17 protein-coding genes are annotated in these 17,599 nt (G+C 66.2%); 5 read left to right on the top strand and 12 right to left on the bottom strand.

All coding sequences use genetic code 11. The features are described from left to right. Positions 1 to 45 precede the first annotated feature (45 nt). The 5 genes from J0X27_RS13310 to J0X27_RS13290 form a co-directional block, all read right to left on the bottom strand. A complete protein-coding gene (locus J0X27_RS13310) occupies positions 46 to 993 on the bottom strand; it encodes a homoserine dehydrogenase (RefSeq protein ID WP_207269662.1) in 948 nt (315 codons plus the stop codon). Next, positions 993 to 1,556 carry an amino acid-binding protein gene (locus J0X27_RS13305; RefSeq protein ID WP_207269661.1) on the bottom strand — a complete coding sequence of 188 codons (564 nt, stop codon included), beginning with the start codon at positions 1,554 to 1,556 and terminating at the stop codon, positions 993 to 995. Before J0X27_RS13305 ends, J0X27_RS13310 begins: the two co-directional genes overlap by 1 nt. Positions 1,557 to 1,713: 157 nt before the next feature. Continuing rightward, on the bottom strand, positions 1,714 to 2,079 hold the full coding sequence (locus J0X27_RS13300) for a NifU family protein (protein ID WP_207269660.1): 366 nt from the start codon (positions 2,077 to 2,079) through the stop codon (positions 1,714 to 1,716). Between the two features lie 60 nt (positions 2,080 to 2,139). Further along, positions 2,140 to 3,675, bottom strand: a complete 1,536-nt coding sequence (locus J0X27_RS13295; protein WP_207269659.1) for an LVIVD repeat-containing protein — start codon at positions 3,673 to 3,675, stop codon at positions 2,140 to 2,142. Between the two features lie 179 nt (positions 3,676 to 3,854). Then, positions 3,855 to 4,832, bottom strand: coding sequence for an ROK family protein (locus J0X27_RS13290; protein ID WP_207269658.1), 978 nt, complete (start codon positions 4,830 to 4,832; stop codon positions 3,855 to 3,857). 167 nt (positions 4,833 to 4,999) lie between these two features. Between J0X27_RS13290 and J0X27_RS13285 the strand changes: the two genes are divergently transcribed. After that, positions 5,000 to 5,431 carry a hypothetical protein gene (locus J0X27_RS13285; RefSeq protein WP_207269657.1) on the top strand — a complete coding sequence of 144 codons (432 nt, stop codon included), beginning with the start codon at positions 5,000 to 5,002 and terminating at the stop codon, positions 5,429 to 5,431. Positions 5,432 to 5,473: 42 nt separating this feature from the next. Here the strand turns inward: J0X27_RS13285 and J0X27_RS13280 are convergent, their stop codons facing one another. Beyond that, on the bottom strand, positions 5,474 to 5,938 hold the full coding sequence (locus tag J0X27_RS13280) for a universal stress protein (protein WP_207269656.1): 465 nt from the start codon (positions 5,936 to 5,938) through the stop codon (positions 5,474 to 5,476). A 385-nt stretch (positions 5,939 to 6,323) separates the two neighbouring features. Next, on the bottom strand, positions 6,324 to 6,779 hold the full coding sequence (locus tag J0X27_RS13275) for a universal stress protein (protein ID WP_207269655.1): 456 nt from the start codon (positions 6,777 to 6,779) through the stop codon (positions 6,324 to 6,326). A 104-nt stretch (positions 6,780 to 6,883) separates the two neighbouring features. On the opposite strand from J0X27_RS13275, the gene J0X27_RS13270 reads away from it, so the two are divergent. After that, the gene (locus J0X27_RS13270; RefSeq protein WP_207269654.1) at positions 6,884 to 7,624 is read left to right on the top strand and encodes an SDR family NAD(P)-dependent oxidoreductase; all 741 of its coding nucleotides are present in this window, start codon (positions 6,884 to 6,886) and stop codon (positions 7,622 to 7,624) included. Positions 7,625 to 7,664: 40 nt separating this feature from the next. On the opposite strand, the gene J0X27_RS13265 is transcribed toward J0X27_RS13270, so the two are convergent. Next, complete coding sequence (locus J0X27_RS13265; protein WP_207269653.1) at positions 7,665 to 8,990, bottom strand: DUF92 domain-containing protein; 1,326 nt, start codon at positions 8,988 to 8,990, stop codon at positions 7,665 to 7,667. Positions 8,991 to 9,175: 185 nt separating this feature from the next. On the opposite strand from J0X27_RS13265, the gene J0X27_RS13260 reads away from it, so the two are divergent. Further along, positions 9,176 to 9,781: an undecaprenyl diphosphate synthase family protein gene (locus J0X27_RS13260; RefSeq protein ID WP_207269652.1), complete on the top strand. Its 606-nt coding sequence runs from the start codon at positions 9,176 to 9,178 to the stop codon at positions 9,779 to 9,781. A 171-nt stretch (positions 9,782 to 9,952) separates the two neighbouring features. Here J0X27_RS13260 and uppS read toward each other — a convergent pair whose 3' ends face one another. Next, positions 9,953 to 10,900: a polyprenyl diphosphate synthase gene (uppS, locus tag J0X27_RS13255; RefSeq protein ID WP_207269651.1), complete on the bottom strand. Its 948-nt coding sequence runs from the start codon at positions 10,898 to 10,900 to the stop codon at positions 9,953 to 9,955. Between the two features lie 137 nt (positions 10,901 to 11,037). Here uppS and J0X27_RS13250 point away from each other — a divergent pair, with 137 nt between their 5' ends. Beyond that, the gene (locus J0X27_RS13250; protein WP_207269650.1) at positions 11,038 to 11,445 is read left to right on the top strand and encodes a DUF5778 family protein; all 408 of its coding nucleotides are present in this window, start codon (positions 11,038 to 11,040) and stop codon (positions 11,443 to 11,445) included. A 90-nt stretch (positions 11,446 to 11,535) separates the two neighbouring features. On the opposite strand, the gene J0X27_RS13245 is transcribed toward J0X27_RS13250, so the two are convergent. Further along, the gene (locus J0X27_RS13245) at positions 11,536 to 13,200 is read right to left on the bottom strand and encodes a hypothetical protein (protein ID WP_207269649.1); all 1,665 of its coding nucleotides are present in this window, start codon (positions 13,198 to 13,200) and stop codon (positions 11,536 to 11,538) included. 178 nt (positions 13,201 to 13,378) lie between these two features. On the opposite strand from J0X27_RS13245, the gene J0X27_RS13240 reads away from it, so the two are divergent. After that, on the top strand, positions 13,379 to 14,161 hold the full coding sequence (locus tag J0X27_RS13240; protein ID WP_207269648.1) for an ABC transporter ATP-binding protein: 783 nt from the start codon (positions 13,379 to 13,381) through the stop codon (positions 14,159 to 14,161). Positions 14,162 to 14,273: 112 nt separating this feature from the next. Here the strand turns inward: J0X27_RS13240 and J0X27_RS13235 are convergent, their stop codons facing one another. Together J0X27_RS13235 and J0X27_RS13230 are read right to left on the bottom strand one after the other, a co-directional pair. Next, positions 14,274 to 16,940, bottom strand: a complete 2,667-nt coding sequence (locus J0X27_RS13235) for a PAS domain S-box protein (protein ID WP_207269647.1) — start codon at positions 16,938 to 16,940, stop codon at positions 14,274 to 14,276. Between the two features lie 175 nt (positions 16,941 to 17,115). Further along, positions 17,116 to 17,487, bottom strand: coding sequence for a cupin domain-containing protein (locus tag J0X27_RS13230; protein ID WP_207269646.1), 372 nt, complete (start codon positions 17,485 to 17,487; stop codon positions 17,116 to 17,118). Between the last annotated feature and the right edge of the window lie 112 nt (positions 17,488 to 17,599).

Raw genomic sequence — 17,599 nt, 5'->3', positions numbered from 1 at the left:
GGAACGGGGACGACAGCAAGGACAGAAGACAGCAGCGGCCCGCTCTCAGAGCGGCGGCAGTCGACCGACGTCCGACAGGACTGCCGTCGCGGTTTCCGGACCGCCGGCACCGCGGCCACTCGAGTGCAGCGAGCCTGCGTTTCGCGTCTCGATCTGGACGATGTTTCGCGTGCCGGTCACGGCCAGCGCGCCGTTTTCGGGGACGAGTCGGGGGCCCACGCGGACCCCGTCGCGGGTCGCCTCGCCGATGAGACGGATCGTCCGACCGTCTTCGGCGGCGAGATCGAGCGCGCTCCCCGGAATGTCCTGAATGCCCTTGACCGTCGCGTCCTCGAGCGCGAAGCCGCCGTCGGCCAGCACGTTCGCGAGGATGACGAACTTCAAGGCGGCGTCGGTGCCGTCGACGTCGAACGTCGGATCGGCCTCGGCGACGCCGAGATCCTGGGCTTCCGCGAGGACGTGTTCGTAATCGAGTCCCTCCGCGGCCATGCGCGTGAGAATGAAGTTCGCAGTGCCGTTGAGCACGCCCCGGACCGCGGTGACTGCCTGTGGCGTACAGTCCTCGACCGTCGAGAGCACCGGGATCGCACCGCCGACGGTCGCCTCGAATCGGATCGAGCCCGCGCTCTCGGCTTCGAGTGCACGGAGATCCTCGTAGCGTTCGGCGACCGGTCCCTTGTTCGCCAGGACGACGTGGCGGTCGGCCTCGAGTGCGCGTTTCACGTGCGTAAAGCCGGGTTCGGCGTCCCCGAGCGTCGTCGGCGTTGCCTCGACGAGCACGTCGTAGGTCGTGTCGAAGACGTCTTCGGGGTCGCCCGCGCCGAGGGGCTCGCCACCGACCTTTCGCTCGAGGACGTCGTCGACGGCGATCCCACCGGGATCGACGGTGGCGCTGGTGGAATCGGCGAGCGCGACGACTTCGTGTCCGTATTCGTCGGCGAGGTCGGCCACCGAGCGGCCGACGTCACCGGCACCGAGAATTGCGAGTTTCATCAGGCGTCACCTCCGAGGAGGGGTTCGACGACGGTCAGTTCCTTGTCGGTTCCGATCGAGCGGATCGCCGTGAGTGCCTCCTCGGACCGGCCGGAGTCGATCGCGAGTCGGGCACGGGCGCTCGCGACGCCGTCGGTCCCGTCGGGCGCGGCAAGCGAGAGGTCCAACACGGCGGCGTCGGCCTCGTCCTCGATCCGGGAGAGGGTATCCGAGAGATCCGTCTCGACGAGGTGACCGACCAGCACGACGTTTACTTCCTCACCGTAGTGTTCCGCGCCGGCCTGAATGATATTGACACCGGCGTCGCGGAGCCCCCCGACGACGTCGTCGAACCGGTCGGGCGGACACTCGAGGTCGACCTCGACGGGAATGTGTCCCCGAGGTGTGATGTTGCCGCGTTCGTGGTGAATGCTCAACAGATTACCGCCGTTGTCGGCAATCGGAGCGAGCGCGCGCAGCAACTCGCCGGGTTCGTCGACGAGCTCGAGCCGAACGGTATAGGCACGAAGACCGCCGTCGGTCTCGGCGTCGGGCTCGTCCTCGTCGACGGGCGCGTCACCCATCGCCGACACCTCCAGCCTGCAGGCGTCTACTCGTCGTCATGATATACGATGTGCGTAATGGGCGCGTAAAAGGATATAGGACTTCCCAAAACTCTCCGCCCCTGTCAACGTGACACACAGAACGGCACCGACGCGGGGGAACGGACCGAGCGGCCGCTCAGAGGTGGTCTTTCCCCGGGTTCGACGATCCCCAGTCGCCACGGCCGCCCTCGGTCCGGTCGACGCCCATGATCGATTCGGGCTGGTCGGGACCGCCGAGGCTGTCGCGCGCGTCGGGCACGCGGACGGTCACTTCGTCGATCTCGGGCCACGTGATGAGTTCGGCCTCGATGTTGCCCGTCGTCACGTCGCTGACCGAACAGCCCTTGCAGCCGCCGCCGAGTTCGATGACGACCTCGCCGGTGTCGGGGTCGGCCGACCGGACCGCGCTCGTCCCGCCGTGCATCTGGATGATCGGCATCTCGCGTGCCATCCACTGCTCGACGCGTTCCTTCAGGGACGGCTCGTCCTCGGAGTCAGTCATGGGTCGTGCTAGGAACTCGAACGGGGAATAAGTTCGGTCGCGCGGTCGAAATCAGTCGAATTAATCCTGAACGTTTCCGTCGCGTCGGCGCAGCCACTCGAGGGCGACCCCGCCACCGACGAGCGTAGAGAGCCCGGTGAATCCGGGAATCGAATCGGCACCGTCGGTTCCGTTCGTCCCACGATCGGTCTCGGTGGTTCCGCTCGGACTGCCGTCCATCCCGTCGGTCCCGTCACCGGTACTGGCGGCACCGGTCCCCTCACCGTCGGTTTCCGCGGAGCCGTTCGTCCCGTCGTCGGTTCCGCCCCCGTCCGTTCCACTGTCGGGATCCCGGAGCGACGGGGGATCGGCCTGCTCGCCGGCCTCGATCGGGAAGGTATAGAGTGCGCCCTCGAGGGAGGCGTTCGGAATCGCTTCGGTACTGGTCGCGAGGAACGCGTCGCCGGGTTCGACAACGCGTGCCGTCCAGAACCCGGTCGCTTCGGGATCGCGCCACCAGGCGAGCTGTTCGGGGGCGGTCGGATCGGAGACGTCGTGGATCTTCACCCCGGCGCGGTACCACGAGGAGTAGAGGTGCCCGTCGCGCAACTCGAAGTTGTGTGCGGTCGTCCACATACCGCCACGATAGCTCTCGTCGTCCGTCCGCGGCGCATCGATCGAGCCCTGGTGGGCCGGCTCCTCGGGATCGGTCACGTCGTAGAGATCGATCCCGCCCGGCCTATCGGGAGCCTCGCTGCCGGTTGCCCAGGCCTCCCGGCTGACCGCCATGAGCTCGCCGGTCTCGTCTACCGCAGCGTAGTGGTCGTTGCCCGGGAGCCCCCTGACGGCCGCGTCGGGATCACGGCGCTCCCGTTGCTCCTCGAGAGTGGTCTCCGCGACGTGGGAGACGTACTCGGGCTCGGTCGGATCGCTGACATCGACGAGGTAGGTGCCGGCGTTCCAGTAGGGGAGATAGGCGAGATCGTCCCGAACGAAGACGTCGTGAAGGTAGCGGGCGAGCCAGTAGACCTCGCGCCAGCCGGGCTCGCGTTCCAGCAGCGACCAGTAGCCGACCCGCTCGATTTCGTCGCCGCCGACGTCGAAGATCACGAGTCGGTTCTCCGCTCGTGTGTTCGCGGCGACGAACAGCAGGTCCCCCTCGAGATAGCAGTTGTGGATGTGGTAGCCGGTTTCGAGTGCGCCGGTCGAGACGGGGTCTGTGGGGTCGCTCACGTCGTAGCAGCGAAACCCCATGCCACCGAAGCCCGGATTGGCCGGCCCCGCCGCGACCAATCGATCGCCATCCACGGTCACGTCGAGGATCTCCGAAAGGGACCCTCCCTCGAGTTCGATGTCGCGTTCCTCGGCGAGGAGCGTCGGCTCGGCGGGGTCGCTGATGTCGACGGTGACGAATCCAGTGGTAGCGGCGACGTAGGCGGTCTCGCCGTCGTCGCCGGCGACGCCTTCCGCAGCGCCGGTGATCGGAATCCGACCGAGCGGTTCGTATCCCTCTCGTGAAGGGGACTCGATGCTCGATCGAGCTGCCGTGGTCGTGGCCGGCACAGAGAGGGCGAGACCGCTACTACCGCTCGCTCGAAGGAACGCTCTCCGGTCCATAATTACGGGATAGGGGATGTGGATATATAGGATTGATTACTCGACCATCCGACGGACACGGTTCACTCGAGCGACGGGGCCGCGACTCCGAACGACTCAGACGGTCTCCTGACCGTCAGTGCCGGTGGGACCGGAGACCGGCCTGCGGTCCCACCGGGACATCGGGACGGGAAACCGTCTCAGCCGCGTAGCCGCCGTCGGTCGCCGGTTCCCTCGGTCAGGGCACTCGCCAGTGCTCCTTCGACGACGACGTCGTCGCCGAGGTCAGTCACGCGGATCTCGGGGACGTTCGTCATCACCATCTCGGAGACGCGCTCGCGGACCCGATCGACGACGAGTGTCTCGTTGTGCAAGGCGACCGCGCCACCGAAGGAGACGACGATCGGCGCGAACGAGTGGACCACGTTCGTCACGCCGATCGCGTTCCAGTGGGCGAGCTGGTCGATCACGTGATCGGCCAGTTCGTCCTCGCCTGCGAGGTCGAAGACGTCTTTCGCCGTAAACTCCGATCCCTCGAGCGGGAGCGACGTCGAGATCGTCGGATCGTCTTCGGCGAGCAGTCGGGTGTAGCTGGGGATGGCGTTGCCCGAGCAGTAGGCCTCCCAGTGGCCCTCGTGGCCACAGCCACAGGTCAGCCGACCTCGGGGATCGACGACGCAGTGGCCGACTTCGCCGGCGTTGCCGTCCCAGCCGGACATGATTTCGCCGTCACAGCAGACGCCGGCACCGATCCCCGAGGAGATGGTGATGTAGACCATGTCGTCGGGGTTTCGGTCGGCGTGAAAACGCTCACCGATCACGCCGGCGGTCGTATCGTTGTGGAGGTAGACGTCCTCGCTATCGATCAGCTTCGCGATCGGTCCCGTCAGCGGGATGCGATCGATCGAATCGGGCAGGTTCGCCGGATCGATCACTGCGCCCTCCGCGAGATCGAACGGTCCGATCGAACCGATGCCGGTGGCAGCGATCCGCGCGGGATCGATCCCGGCGTCGCCACACGCCTCGCGAAGCGTTCGGAGTACTCCTTCCGTCACGTCGATACCCGTTGGGCCACGCGGCGTGGATCGACGACTCGTGCCGATCGTCGTCCCGTCGGCCTCGGCGACGATCGCCCGGACGTTGGTCGCGCCGAGATCGACGCCCGCATAGTAGACCATGTTGTCCTATGAACGACCGTCGCCGTACTTAACTACCCAGATTATACTCGACAACGAGTATCGATTTCGACGTGTTACGGGGCGATCGCGGGCCGGTGTGACGAGCGGTCGACGCCGGGCGGTCGATCGACGACACATGTATGGTATCATGTGACGTAGTCCGTGATATGGGCACTGACGATTCGTCTCCGAATCGAAGCGGTTCGTCCGAGCCGGGAACGGCGTTGTCCGACGCGGAGTCCGACGCCCTCCACGAGGTCGAACTCGGCCTCGAGTGGGTCCAGCGCGCCCAGGGGAGTCTCCTCGAGTTCCACCACGCGACGGGACACGGCATGGACCACCTCTATCGGGCCGAGGAGTTGCTCAGAGCGACCGGCCACGACGAACTCGCGGACGCGGTTCGAACCGAACTGCTTCCCCACGGCGTCGTCGACGAGGACCGCTGGTCCTACGACGTCCTGGAGAACTTCCAAGAGAGTTTGCTGGCGGAGACGCGATCGCTCGAGCGACGGGTTCGACGGGAGCTAGCCGACGGCCAGCGCCACGTCCGCGAGCGCCGGCAGGAGCGAGAGTGGAAGCGTCGTGCTGACGACCCGTAACGGAGAGAGAAACGGTAAACGTGAGAACGGAGCGAGGCGTCGTTACTCCATGACGTCGAGGTCGCGGAAGTACGTGACGGGACAGGGGGCCTGGAGAATGATCTCCTGGGAGACGGAGCCCAGAACTGCCTTTTCGGCGGGCGAACGTCGCCGGCCGCCGACGACCATTCGGTCGGCGTCGACGTCGATCGCCATGTCGACGACCTTGCTACTGACTTCGCCGAGCGCACCCTTGATTTCGTAGTCGACGCCGGCCTCCTCGAACCGCTCCGCGAGTTCGGGGACCGGAGCACGCTTGGCGGCGACCTCGTCGGGGTCGACGTCCTCGGCGCGAGCGTCGAAGCCGAGTTCCTCGTGAACGTCCTCGTACTCGTCTTCGGTGAAGGCGTGTCCGATCACGACGGTGGCACCCAGGGGGTCGGCGATCTCGAGAACGGTTTCGGCGAGTTCCGGCGCGCGTACTGTGTCCATCGGTCCGACCGCAAGAAGTACCGTATCGATTGCCATACGATCACAGTGGTGGGGCCACCCGCTTAAGTATTCTCGTCGTTGCAGTATTACGGAAACACCGGCTCGTCGGCGCGGACGGGCCGCTCTCCCATCGATCAGAAATCGCCCAGCGTCTCCGACATCGGCTCCGAGGCTGATCTCGTCGACCTCCATCGGCCGCGTCACAGCGCGCGCCATCGCACGCTGTGTAGCCGATTCGGCGCGAAACGGCGGTTGCCTCGACGCAGCGGTGCCCCTCGAGTCGGGCCGGTGAGACGAAGTAGGAGGCCCCGCCCCGAAGCGCGGGCTGGGTGCCACTCGAGCTATCGTTCCAACCGTCGACTGCAGGACCGAATCGGACCACACCGCCGGATTCGACACCCCAGTGCAGGCGTAGACGCCACTAGTCGTCGTGTCGGACGAACGTGACGGGACAGGGGGCCGACAGCAGCACTTCCTGGGCGGTCGAGCCGAAGACGGCTTTGCCGGTCGGCGACCGGCGTCGGCCGCCGACGACGACCCGGTCTGCGCCGGCGCTCGTCGCCAACTCGACGATCGACGGCCCGTGTTCGCCGACGGCACCCCGAATCTCGTAGTCGACGTCGTGTTCCTCGAGGACGCTCTGGAGGTCCTGAATCGTCGAATGTCGCGCAGCGACGTTGTCGGGATCGGCCTCTTCGAGTCTCTCGTCGAACTCGAGGCGGTCGAGTACGTCGTCGTACTCGTCGTCGGTGAAGACGTGTGCGAGAACGACGGTCGCGTCGGCTGGGCTCGCTACCTCGAGGACCGTTTCGGCCAATTGCTCGCTTCGGTCGGCATCGCGGGGGCCGACGGCGAGCAACACAGTATCCAGCGTCATACTAGAAACTAGTTATACGAGCTGTTGTAAATATGTGCGTTAAAAACGGACCACCGTGGTTCAGTTCCGAATGATTTTTCGACACAGTCGACCTGCACGGATCCATGGACGAACCGGCGCTCTCGGACCGGACGGTACTGGTGACGGGCAGTGCGAGGGGCGTGGGTCGTGAACTCCTGCTTTCGACGGCCGACTGTGGCGCGCGGACGGCAGTGCACTACCACACCAGCGCCGACGCCGCCAACGAGGTGGCCGCCGAGGCCCTCGAGCGCGGTGCCGCCGACGCGATGACGGTTCAGGGCGACGTCACCGACCCCGAGAGCGTCGACGCCCTTTTCGCGGGCGTCGAAGCCGAACTCGGGAGCGTCGACGTCCTGGTCAACAACGTCGGCGACTTCGCGCCCGCTCGCTGGGACGACATCGCGTTCGAGACCTGGAACCGGGTCCTCGAGACGAACCTCAACGGCACCTACCTCTGTTCGAAGCGGGCCCTCCCCGGGATGCGAGAGCGCGGCTACGGCCGGATCGTCAACGTCGGCTACGCCTCGAGCGAACAGGGGCTCGTCAGCCCGAAGAACTTCCCGTACTTCGTCGCGAAGAAGGGCGTGTTGATGTTCACGCGCATGCTCGCAGCCGATACGCAGGACGACGGCATCACGGTCAACGCGATCTCGCCGTACGTCGTCGAGAACTCCGACGAGTTCCCCGAGGACCTCCCCCGCGACCGGCCCGCGAGCTTCGAGGATCTGATCGCGCCGCTGTACTTCTTCCTCGATCCGGACAGCGAGTACGTCAGCGGCGAGAACATCGAGGTCGACGGCGGCTGGCTGCCCGAAGCGGTCTAAGCGCTCGCGCGGCGGCCACTCTCCGCTCCCCGTCGGCACCCTATCCGAGGAGGGCAAACGACAGCACCAGCAGCGCACAGACGAGCGCACCGGACAGCGTCGCGAGGAAGTTCACGCCCTGATTGCCCAACAGGGTGCCCTCGAGCGTCGCGCCCAGGAGGCTATCGACGGTCATCCCGACGACGCCGGCGGCGACGACGATCGCGGCCCCGACGGCGTCGACTTCGGGGAACAGCCCGTACGCGAGGCCGGCGACGATAGTGGCACCCACGAGACCGGCGAGTTCGCCCTGCCACGTGACGCCACCGTCGGTTCCGGGTTCGACCTGCTCGAGGGTCGTGATCAGCCGCGGCCGGTCGAAGACGCTGCCGATCTCGCTGGAGAGCGTGTCGCTCATCGCGGTCGCGATCGAGCCGGCGAAGACGAAGAGGAACAGTTCGGGCTCGCCGAGGAGGAGTCCGGCATCGCTGGCGGCGTAACCGAGCACTGCGGCGAGCGCGACGGCCGCGTTCCCGAGGACGTTGCCGCTGCCGCGTGCGCCGTTGTTGTCCTCGGCGACGCCCAGCGCCTGCTTTCGGTCGTAGCGAAACTTCGTCGAGAGGCCACCGATCGCGAAAAAGGAGATGAGGACCACGAACCACTCGTAACCACCGAGGACGATCGTCAACAGCCCCAACAACATCCCAGTGAGCATCCCCGCGATAGAGGCCGTCTCGAGGGCGTACGACGCATAGCCGAAGGCGACCGTCACCGCGATCGCGATGACGACCTCGCCGGTGCCGATCGTCGCCTCGAGTTCCGCGAGGAGCCAGAGCAAGAGCCCGACGGAGAGGACGACGATCGGATCGTCGGAACGCAACAGGACGTCGCGGAGGAGTGCGGCGAGAAGCGCGCCACTGGCCGCCAGAAAGAGGAACACCGGGAGGAGCGATGTGACGGCGTCGCCGGCAAGCGAGTGCGTGATCGCCTGTCCGGCGACGGCGGCCGCGATCGCCGCGAGACAGAAGCTGGCCACGCGAACGACCGCGTTCTCCGTCCGCAGTCTGACGAGTTGCTCGCCGAGGTTCCCGTACCCGACGAGCAGTATCGTCCCGACGAAGACGGCGACGGACATCGACGCCGCGGTCGCCATGAGGCCGAGTGCGACGCCCGAGAGGACGAAGGTGATGAGGCCGTAGAGACGGAAATCCTCGTAATCGCCCGGATAGGCGAGTAGCTCGAACAGCGGGCCGCCGGTGATCACGTAAGCCCCGAGCAGGACGACCCCGGCGACGGCGGCTCCCACCCGTGGACCGAAGAGCGGAACGGCAAGCGAGAGCGTACAGAGGGCCGCGAACACGCCGGCTCGCCGAACGGGTGCTGTCACGATATCGATCCCTTTCTGTGGCGTTCACTTGAAGGTTCGTGAACCCGGCGTGAGCCGGTTTTCGTTGGTTTCAGTGGGCTGAAACGGTATCCGTCGTCTTCTACAGACCGTGCTGAGGAATCCGTTCGGGACCTCGGTGAACGCGACCCGTAACCGGTATGTCACCGGCCGGGAAACGCTCGAGCGTGGGACTGTACGAACGCTATCTCGCCCTCCGGATCCGCCGCCACGAAGGGGTGCCGCCGGATCACATCGCGCTCGTGATCACCGAACGCGACCTGCTGGAGCGGGGCGCGTACGAAACGCTCACGGAGTTCTTCGAGTGGGCGACCGAGTACGCCACGCAGATAACGGTCTACGTGAGCGTCCTCGACGCGGCGGCGGTGCCGGCCTTACAGCGCGAACTCGAGACGATCGACGCGCCGCAGCCGGTCGCCGTCCGCGGGCCGGAAGACGACGCACGGGCCGACGCGCCGATCCGGATCGGGATCGGTCTCGGCGGGAAACACGAGTTCACCAGTGCGGTCCGGACGCTCGCCGAGCGCGTCGACGCGGGCGACCTCGAGCCCGACGAGATCGACGACGAACAGGTCGAGGACCATCTCGTGTTCCCGTCGGAGCCGGACCTGGTGATCAAGACCGGTGCGGAGCGGCTCTCGGATTTCATGATCTGGCAGTCGGTCTACTCGGAGCTGTACTTCACGGACGTCAACTGGCGGAATTTCCGCAAGCGGGACTTCCTGCGGGCGGTCCGGGAGTACTGCAACCGATCGCGGCGGTTCGGGCGGTAGTGGCGATCCACGCCTGCACTGGGGTGTCGAATCCGGTGGTGGGATCCGATTCGACCGCCCCACTGTCGGAGCGTATCCCGGTCGGATCGATCGCCGTCGAGGCGTTTCGAGCGGACGCTGTGTCGTCGCGGTCGCGTCTCGGCCCACGGGCCGGTCGCGTCTCGACTGGAATTAGTCGGCGATCCGGCGACTCGAGTCGCCGGTCTCGAACTCTCCCGCCTCGAGGTCACCCGACTCGGGTCGTTCGGCGGAGGGCAGCGAGTCGCGAAACCGGTCGACGATCGAGCGGGCTTCGGCGAGTTCGGGCTCGCTGAGGGCACCGAGCAGGGCCAGCGCGCGTCGAGCGCGGGTCCGTCGCCACGACTCCTGTCGGTGTTCGTAGGTCCGGATGCCCCGCAGGAAGTCGGCTTTCGAGAACTCCGGCCAGTAGGGCGTACAGAAGAAGACGGCGGCCTCGTTGCCGTTTGCGTGCCACGGCAGGAAATTCGAGGTCCGCTCTTCGCCGGCGGGCCGGATAATCAGGTCGACATCGCGGAGCGGCCGGTCGTACAGCCGGCGTTCGATGTCCTCGATGTCGATGTCCTCGGGCTCTAAGTCGCCCGCCTCGACGTCCGCGGCGACCCCGCGGGTGGCCTCGAGCAGTCGCGAGCGACCGCCGTAGGCGAGCGCGATGTTGAGCACGAACTGGTCGTAGTGGCGCGTGCGGCGCTCGGCGTACGCGACGGCGTCTTGGACGCGACCCGGGAGCAGATCCGTCTCGCCGATCGCGCGAATACAGACCTCGTTGTCGTGGACGCGGTCGGCGTCCGCGAAGTCGTGGAGTTTCTCACAGAGTAAGTCGAACAGCGCCTCGTTTTGCCCGTCGGGGCGGTCGAAGTTCTCCGTCGAGAACGTATACAGCGTCAGTTCCTCGACGCCGATGTCCTGGCACCACTCGAGGACTCGTTCGGTCGTTTCGGCACCCGCACGGTGACCCTCGTGGGCGTCGTCGCCCTGACTGCGGGCGTACCGTCGGTTTCCGTCCTGAATCACCGCGACGTGGGTCGGCGCGCCGGAAATTTCCCGAGAGAGCAACCGCTCGTAGGCCGAGTCGACGCGCTGACGGAACCACCGCTTCATTGCTCGTCAAAAGGTCATTGATCACTATGTGTCTTGCGTGTGACCCGTCCACAGTGAGAACCGGTCCCGTCTTACGTCGGGACCGGCAGACGGGGGAATCGTGACGGCTATCAGTCCCGACTGCGAACGCGACCGTAATGCCAGACACGATCGACGACGACCTCTACCAGCGGACGAAGGCACTGCTCGAGCCCGGCGACATCGCCCTCAACGGGGCGGTCGTCCACACCGACTACGACGGCCAGGAAGACGTCAAGATGATGCAAGCGACGATCGACGTCGGCGACATAATCGCCGTACACTCGGGGTACGATCCGGGGGACTGTTACGTCTACTCGGGCAACGACGACCCCGACTTCTCCTCGAACCAGCACCAGGGGCTGACCCTCGAGGACGAGGACTTCGTCTGGGAGTGTCAGCAACTGTTGCGCGAGGGGAGTTTCGACATCGTCATCTACTACGAGGCGAGCGCCGATCACGAGGGGATCCTCGAGGGCATTCGAGAGCTCGGCTTCGACGTGACGGGCGTCGAAGGTGACGAGTGAGCGCCTGAGGCGGCTGCAACCGACGGTATAGCACGCTAGGAATTTCGTGGCCGTTCGTTCGCTCGGTGGGTGCCCCGGTTGGAGATCGTCTCACTCGAGGACGTACCAGTCGAACCGTTCGATCGCGTAGCGATAGGAGACCAGAGGGGCGACCAGCCCGCCGATCAGGACGATCCAGGCACCGATCGAGATCGAACGGGCGGAGATCGATAGCGCGGGTGCCGGCGTCCACGCTGCGACCGTCGTGAGCGCGTTGGCGATCAGTTCCGGGGCCTCGAGGTATATCACGACGGCGGCGACCGTGGGGAGTGCGATCGCGAGCGTGTAGACGAAAAACGCCGTCTTGCTCGGCATCACCGCCTCGCGGTTGTTGGTCACGGTGACGCTGCCAAAGCGGGGAAACGCCGAGCCGATCCCGGTCGCCAGCGCCGGCGTGACGACCGCGCCGACGACGGTTCCGGTGACTAACGCGGCCGTTCGCTCGAGCGAGAGCGGACTGACGAGCCCGACGGCGAGCGAGACGAGGAGTGCGAGGGGGACGCTGACGAGTGCGCTGGCGACGATTCGTCCACGAATCGCTTGCCGACCAGTGAGCGTCGAGGTCAGGACGGCGGGGAGGCCGGGGCCGAGGTCGCCGAGGGGGTTGAGCGTGAACAACACGCCGGCTGCCCAGACGACGTAGAGTGAAAACAGGAGGGCCATGTACGGCGGAATCGTCCCCGCCTCGATGATTTGCTGGACGAACCCGAGGATGCCCAGGAGTGGATAGCCGGCGTAGGCCAGCCGGATCGGCGATCGTTTCGTTCGGCGGATGGCGGTTACCGTCACCGTCCGAACCGGTCGCGAGATCGGTCCCGAGAGGAGCCCCTCGAGGCGGTCCGACGACGCCTCCGCGTCGACCTCGTCGTCGGGACGGGCCGGATCCGCGAACCAGTGGGTTCGCCCACCGGCGGTAGCGACGGCGAGCGCGAGCGCGATACCGAGTGCCGACCCGACGACCGTCCCGCCGATCCCGGTCACCGATGGTTCGATGCCGGGGATCCCGAGCAACAACAGGTGGCCGGGCCATCCGACCGGGCTGGTTTGCAACCGAGCGAACAGCGTACTCGTGACTGCGTCGAGCTCACCCGTCGCGATCACGCCGAAGTAGACGAGCCAGAACCCGGCGAACAGCAGCGTTCGGTACCGCGCGATCGGCTCGTAGACGGTTATCGCGTGCCGGATCCAGATACCGGCAGCGAACCCGACGGGAACGGCGGTGAACAGGACGAAACCGAGCACCAGCGGCGCGGTGACGACCGGAAGCACCGTTCCCACACCGGACGCGAACGCGGCCGCGAGCAGTACCACAGGGGGGAGCGTCCAGACCGCAACGAGTGCGATTTCCGCGCCGACGACGCCGACGACGGTGTTCCGAACGGACGTCGACAGGAGGAGGAAGGCCGGCTCGTCGAGATCGGCGACCGTCGTGATCGTCCGCATAACCGTCATCCCGACCAGCGCGACCCACAGGACCGCGACGCCACCAGTCACGAGATCCGTCGCCATCGCAGCCTCGCTCGAGGACAGCGTTCCGGCGGCGGCCTCCTCGCCAAGCGTCGGCAGAAAGACCAGCCCGACGGCCGTAATCGGACCGAGTGCGACCATCGCGACCGCCGTCATCAGGAGGAGCTTCGTCCGGTTCCCGCTGACTGCGCGAACCGTTCGCCGGAACTCCGTTCCGGTGACGGCGAGTGACGGACGACCGCGTCCCATCAGCGAGCACCTCGGGTCGACTGTGGAGAGCGAGAGCGGACGGGGTTCATGGGTACAATCGTGTCACGACGATAGTAAATAATTGGCATTGTCCGCATCCGATCGGTCGGATGAGCCCACGCCCGCAGCGACGACGGGGATGGCCGAGGTTTACGTCGCTTGCCACGAACGGAACTGTATGAGCCTTGCCGACGGCCCCGCTATCGAAACGGAGGGACTGACGAAACGGTACGGCGAGACGACCGCCGTCTCGAGTCTGACGATGACCGTCGAGCGCGGCACGGTCTATGGCTTCCTCGGTCCCAACGGCGCGGGGAAGACGACCACGATGAAAATGCTGACGACGCTGACCGCACCGACCGACGGATCGGCCCGCGTCGCCGGCCACCCCATCGCGGAGCGCGAGTCGGTTACCACCCACATCGGCTACCTGCCCGAGGAGCCGCCGATCTACGAGGAACTCACCGGCCGGGAACAACTCGAGTACGCCGCCGGGCTCCGCGATCTGCCCGAGACGGCCGCGAGCGAACGCATCGAGTCGCTGCTCGAGCGCTTCGATCTGCTCGCGGACGCCAGCAAACGCATCGAGGAGTATTCGAAAGGGATGCGCCAGAAGGTCGGCGTCATCCAGGCGGTGTTGCACGAACCCGACGTGGCGTTCCTCGACGAGCCGACGAGCGGACTCGACCCACGCGCCGCCCGGACGATGCGGGACACCATCGCCGAACTCGCCGATCGGGAGATGACGATCTTTCTCTCGACGCACATCCTGCCCGTCGTCGACGAACTGGCCGACGAGATCGGGGTCCTCCACGACGGAACGCTCGTCGCCGAGGGCGACCCCGAACGGCTCAAATCCCGCGCCGAAACCGGCGGGCCCCGCAGTCTGGAGGACGCGTTCCTCGAACTGACCCGCGAACACGGGGACGACGGGCTGGCGACGGAGGGAACTGCCGAGTAACGGACCCGTGGGCTCGCTCGAGCAGTCGACCGCCGTCGATGGAGACCGTCGCTCGGCCACAGTTTCGCTCCGCGGTGGCGTGTGGCGTCAGTTCGGCGACGGGTGTTCGGCGTCAGTTCGGCGTCGGTCCGTCGTCGGTCTCCGTTGCGGGCAGCGTGAACGAAACCGTCGTCCCCTCGCCAGGCTCCGAGTCGATCCGGATCTCGCCGCCGTGGCGTTCGACGATCCGCTGACACAGCGCGAGTCCGAGACCGGTGCCGGGGTGTTCCTCGCGGCTGTGGAGGCGCTGGAAGACTTCGAACACGCGGTCTTGCTCGGTGGATTCGATCCCGATTCCGTCGTCCCGAACGGAGAGTTCCCACTCGCGCCCTCGTCGGTCGGCGTCGATGTGGATCCGTGGCGGCTCGTCGCCGCTGTACGTGAGTGCGTTCGAGAGCAGGTTCTGGAAGAGCTGACGCAGCTGATCGGCATCGCCCCTGACACGGGGGAGCGATTCGACCGCAACCTCGGCGTTCGTCTCCGCGATCTGGATCTGTAAATCCGCCAGAACGCTCTCGAGGAGGGGATCGAGTTCGACCGGCTCGAGGGGTGCGCCCTGTGTCTCGACGCGGGAATACTCGAGCAGTCCCTCGATCATCGCTCGCATTCGGTCCGCACCGTCGACGGCGAATTCGAGGAACGCTTCGCCCTCTTCGTCGAGTTCGTCGACGTAGCGCCGTTCGATGAGCTGGAGGTAACTCGAGACCATTCGCAACGGTTCCTGGAGGTCGTGTGAGGCGGCGTAGGCGAACTGTTCTAACCGCCTGTTGGACGCCTCGAGCTGTGCGACGGTCTCCTCGAGCTTGCGCTGATTTGCCTTGCGCTCGGTGATGTCGTGGGCCATCGTCACGCCGGCGAAGACGGTCCCCTGGCTGTCAGTGATCGGGACCGCGTGGAGCACCCACTCCCGGTCGGCATAGGAGAGTTCGACCGAGCGCTCCTCGCCCGCGAGTGCGGCCTCGAACGCGGGTTCGAGCGCCGCCGCGGTTTCGTCGGGCCAGACGTCGTGGACCGCCTCCCCTTCGAGATCCGCCGGTTCGACGGGAATGTTGTCGAACCCCTTGCCCGCCGCCAGCGTGTACTCGAGGTCGCGATCGAACAGGGTGACGATCCCGTTCGGGAAGTGCTCGGCGAGAGTGCGATAGCGCTGCTCGGATTCCTCGAGTTCCCGTTCGCGCTCTCTGCGCTCGGTGACGTCGCGGAAGTAGACCGAGATGCCCGTTTCGGAGGGATAGAGGTTCGCCTCGACCCAGAAATCGAGCGTGTCGTAGTAGAGTTCGTAGCTGGTCTGCGCTTGCGTTTCCAGGGCCGTGTGAAAGGCGTCCCAGACCTCGTCGAGGTCGACGAGGTCGGGGAACACGTCCCAGAGTCGCTTCCCGAGGAGCTCCGCCTCCGAGCGCTGGAGGAGGTCCTCGGCGCGGTCGTTGACGTGCGTGAATCGAAACTCGTCGTCGACCGCATAGAACGCGTCGGAGACCCTGCCGAGGACGCGCTGGAGTTCGCTTTCGAGTTCCTGCTGGCGCTCCTTGCGGTCGGTCATATCGCGCGTCACCTTCAGATAGCCCCGATGAGTGCCGTCGTCGGCCCGAACCGACGTGATCGTGACGGTCGCCCAGAACCGCGTTCCGTCCTTTCTGACGCGCCAGCCTTCGTCCTCGATGGAACCCGCTTCGAGCGCCCGCTCGAGGTTCCGTTCGGGAACGTTCGCCGCTCGGTCCGCCTCGGTGTAGAACGTCGAGAACTCCTCGCCGAGTATCTCCGCGCGGTCGTAGCCCTTGATCTGCTCGGCACCCGTGTTCCAGCTGCGGACGTGGCCGTCCCGGTCCAGCCGGAAGATCGCGTACTCCTCGACGGCGTCGACCAGCGAGTGAAACGCCGACTCGCTTTCCTGGAGGGCCCCTTCGGACCGCTTCCGATCGGTAATATCGGCGTAGAGCTCGATCCGTCCACCGGCGTACGCGCCCGACTCGATCGGTTTGCTCCGATATTCGAGCTGTCGGCCGTCGAACGCCCCGTCTCCATCTCCACCGAGTCGACACTCGAGCCCGTCGAGATACTGCCCCTCGTCGTAGGCCGCCAGGACGGTGTCGGCGAACGAGCCGGGGTCGGCAACTCGCTCCGTCAGGATCTCCTCGAGTACGGTCCGGTTGTCTCGGCCGACGATCGCCTGGCTGTCGACGTCGAAATACTCCTCGATCGTTTCGTCGGCCCACGCGATCTCGAACGTCCGATCGAGGATGAGAACGCCGATTTCACGATCGTCTACTCCGTTCGCGATCGATTCGGATATCGCCTCCGCCGACGCGAGCGTTCGCAGTCGGTGGGCCGGTTCGGAGCGGGTTCGCACGACGCCGATCGTTCCCCGGAACACCTCGCCGTCGACGAGGGGATTGATCCGGAGTTCACACGGGAGTCGGCCATCGTCGGCGGTGTGAATGGCGAACTCGAAGGTCGGAATCTCGCCGCCGTCGGTGGCGAGTTGGACGCCGATCTCTCGTTCGATGGCAGTGACGTCCTCGTCCGCGAGGACGATCGAAACGTGCTGGTCGAGGAGTTCCTCGCGCGGATAGCCGGTCGCCTCGACGACGGCGTCGTTGACAGCGACGAACCGCCCGTCGGCATCCAGCTGATAAACCCCGTCGTCGATCGTGTCGACGAGCGTCCGATACCGCTGGAGTGCCACGTCGGGATCGGCATCGTTCCACAGCCCCCCGTCAGCGGCATCCGGTCGGCTACTCATGTCTACCTGCTAGGTGCTGAGCGAGATAAGTTTCTTGCCGGCGGCACCTCGGCAACGGATACCGTCGGACGGACCGATTCGTCCGGAGGCGGCACATACTGACCGCTGTCAGTCAGTACCGCCGACCCCACAGACGGATCGCGAGGTCGCCGGTCGCTCGGGAGGGGGGACCGTATCAGGGCTCGAAGACGCCGCGCTCGAGTCCCTCCCGAACGGGGTCGTGTTCGGCGTCGGTCGGCGGCGGACTCGTGACCAGGAGTGCCTCGAGTCGCCCGTCTTCGTCGGCTCGAACGCCGCGCTCGACGCCCGCCTCGACGACGACCACGTCGTCGGGGCCGACGGCGTGGTCCGTCCCCCCCTCGCGAACGACGCCGGTACCGGCCCGGACACAGATCGTGACGTCGCTGTCGGGGGCGTGGACCGGAATGAATTGCCCCGGTTCGAAGTAGCCCAGAACCACTTTCGTTCGGTCGCTCCGGAAGACGGACCGTGTGCTGAATCGATGCTCGTCGTACGTCCGTTCGGCGTCGAAATCGGTTGCTGGCATACAGTATCTCCTCCGGCCGGCGGTTTAGGTCCACCTAAAGCCGTAGGCGAACCGAGGTCGGCCACCGAAGTCGATCTTCTCCCGAACATATTTGCGCCACCGGTCGCCGTCG

The sequence above is a fragment of the Natrinema longum genome (assembly GCF_017352095.1).
GTDB lineage: Archaea > Halobacteriota > Halobacteria > Halobacteriales > Natrialbaceae > Natrinema > Natrinema longum.
Note: the sequence above shows the minus strand (reverse complement) of the source record. Positions and strands in the feature narration are given on the sequence as shown.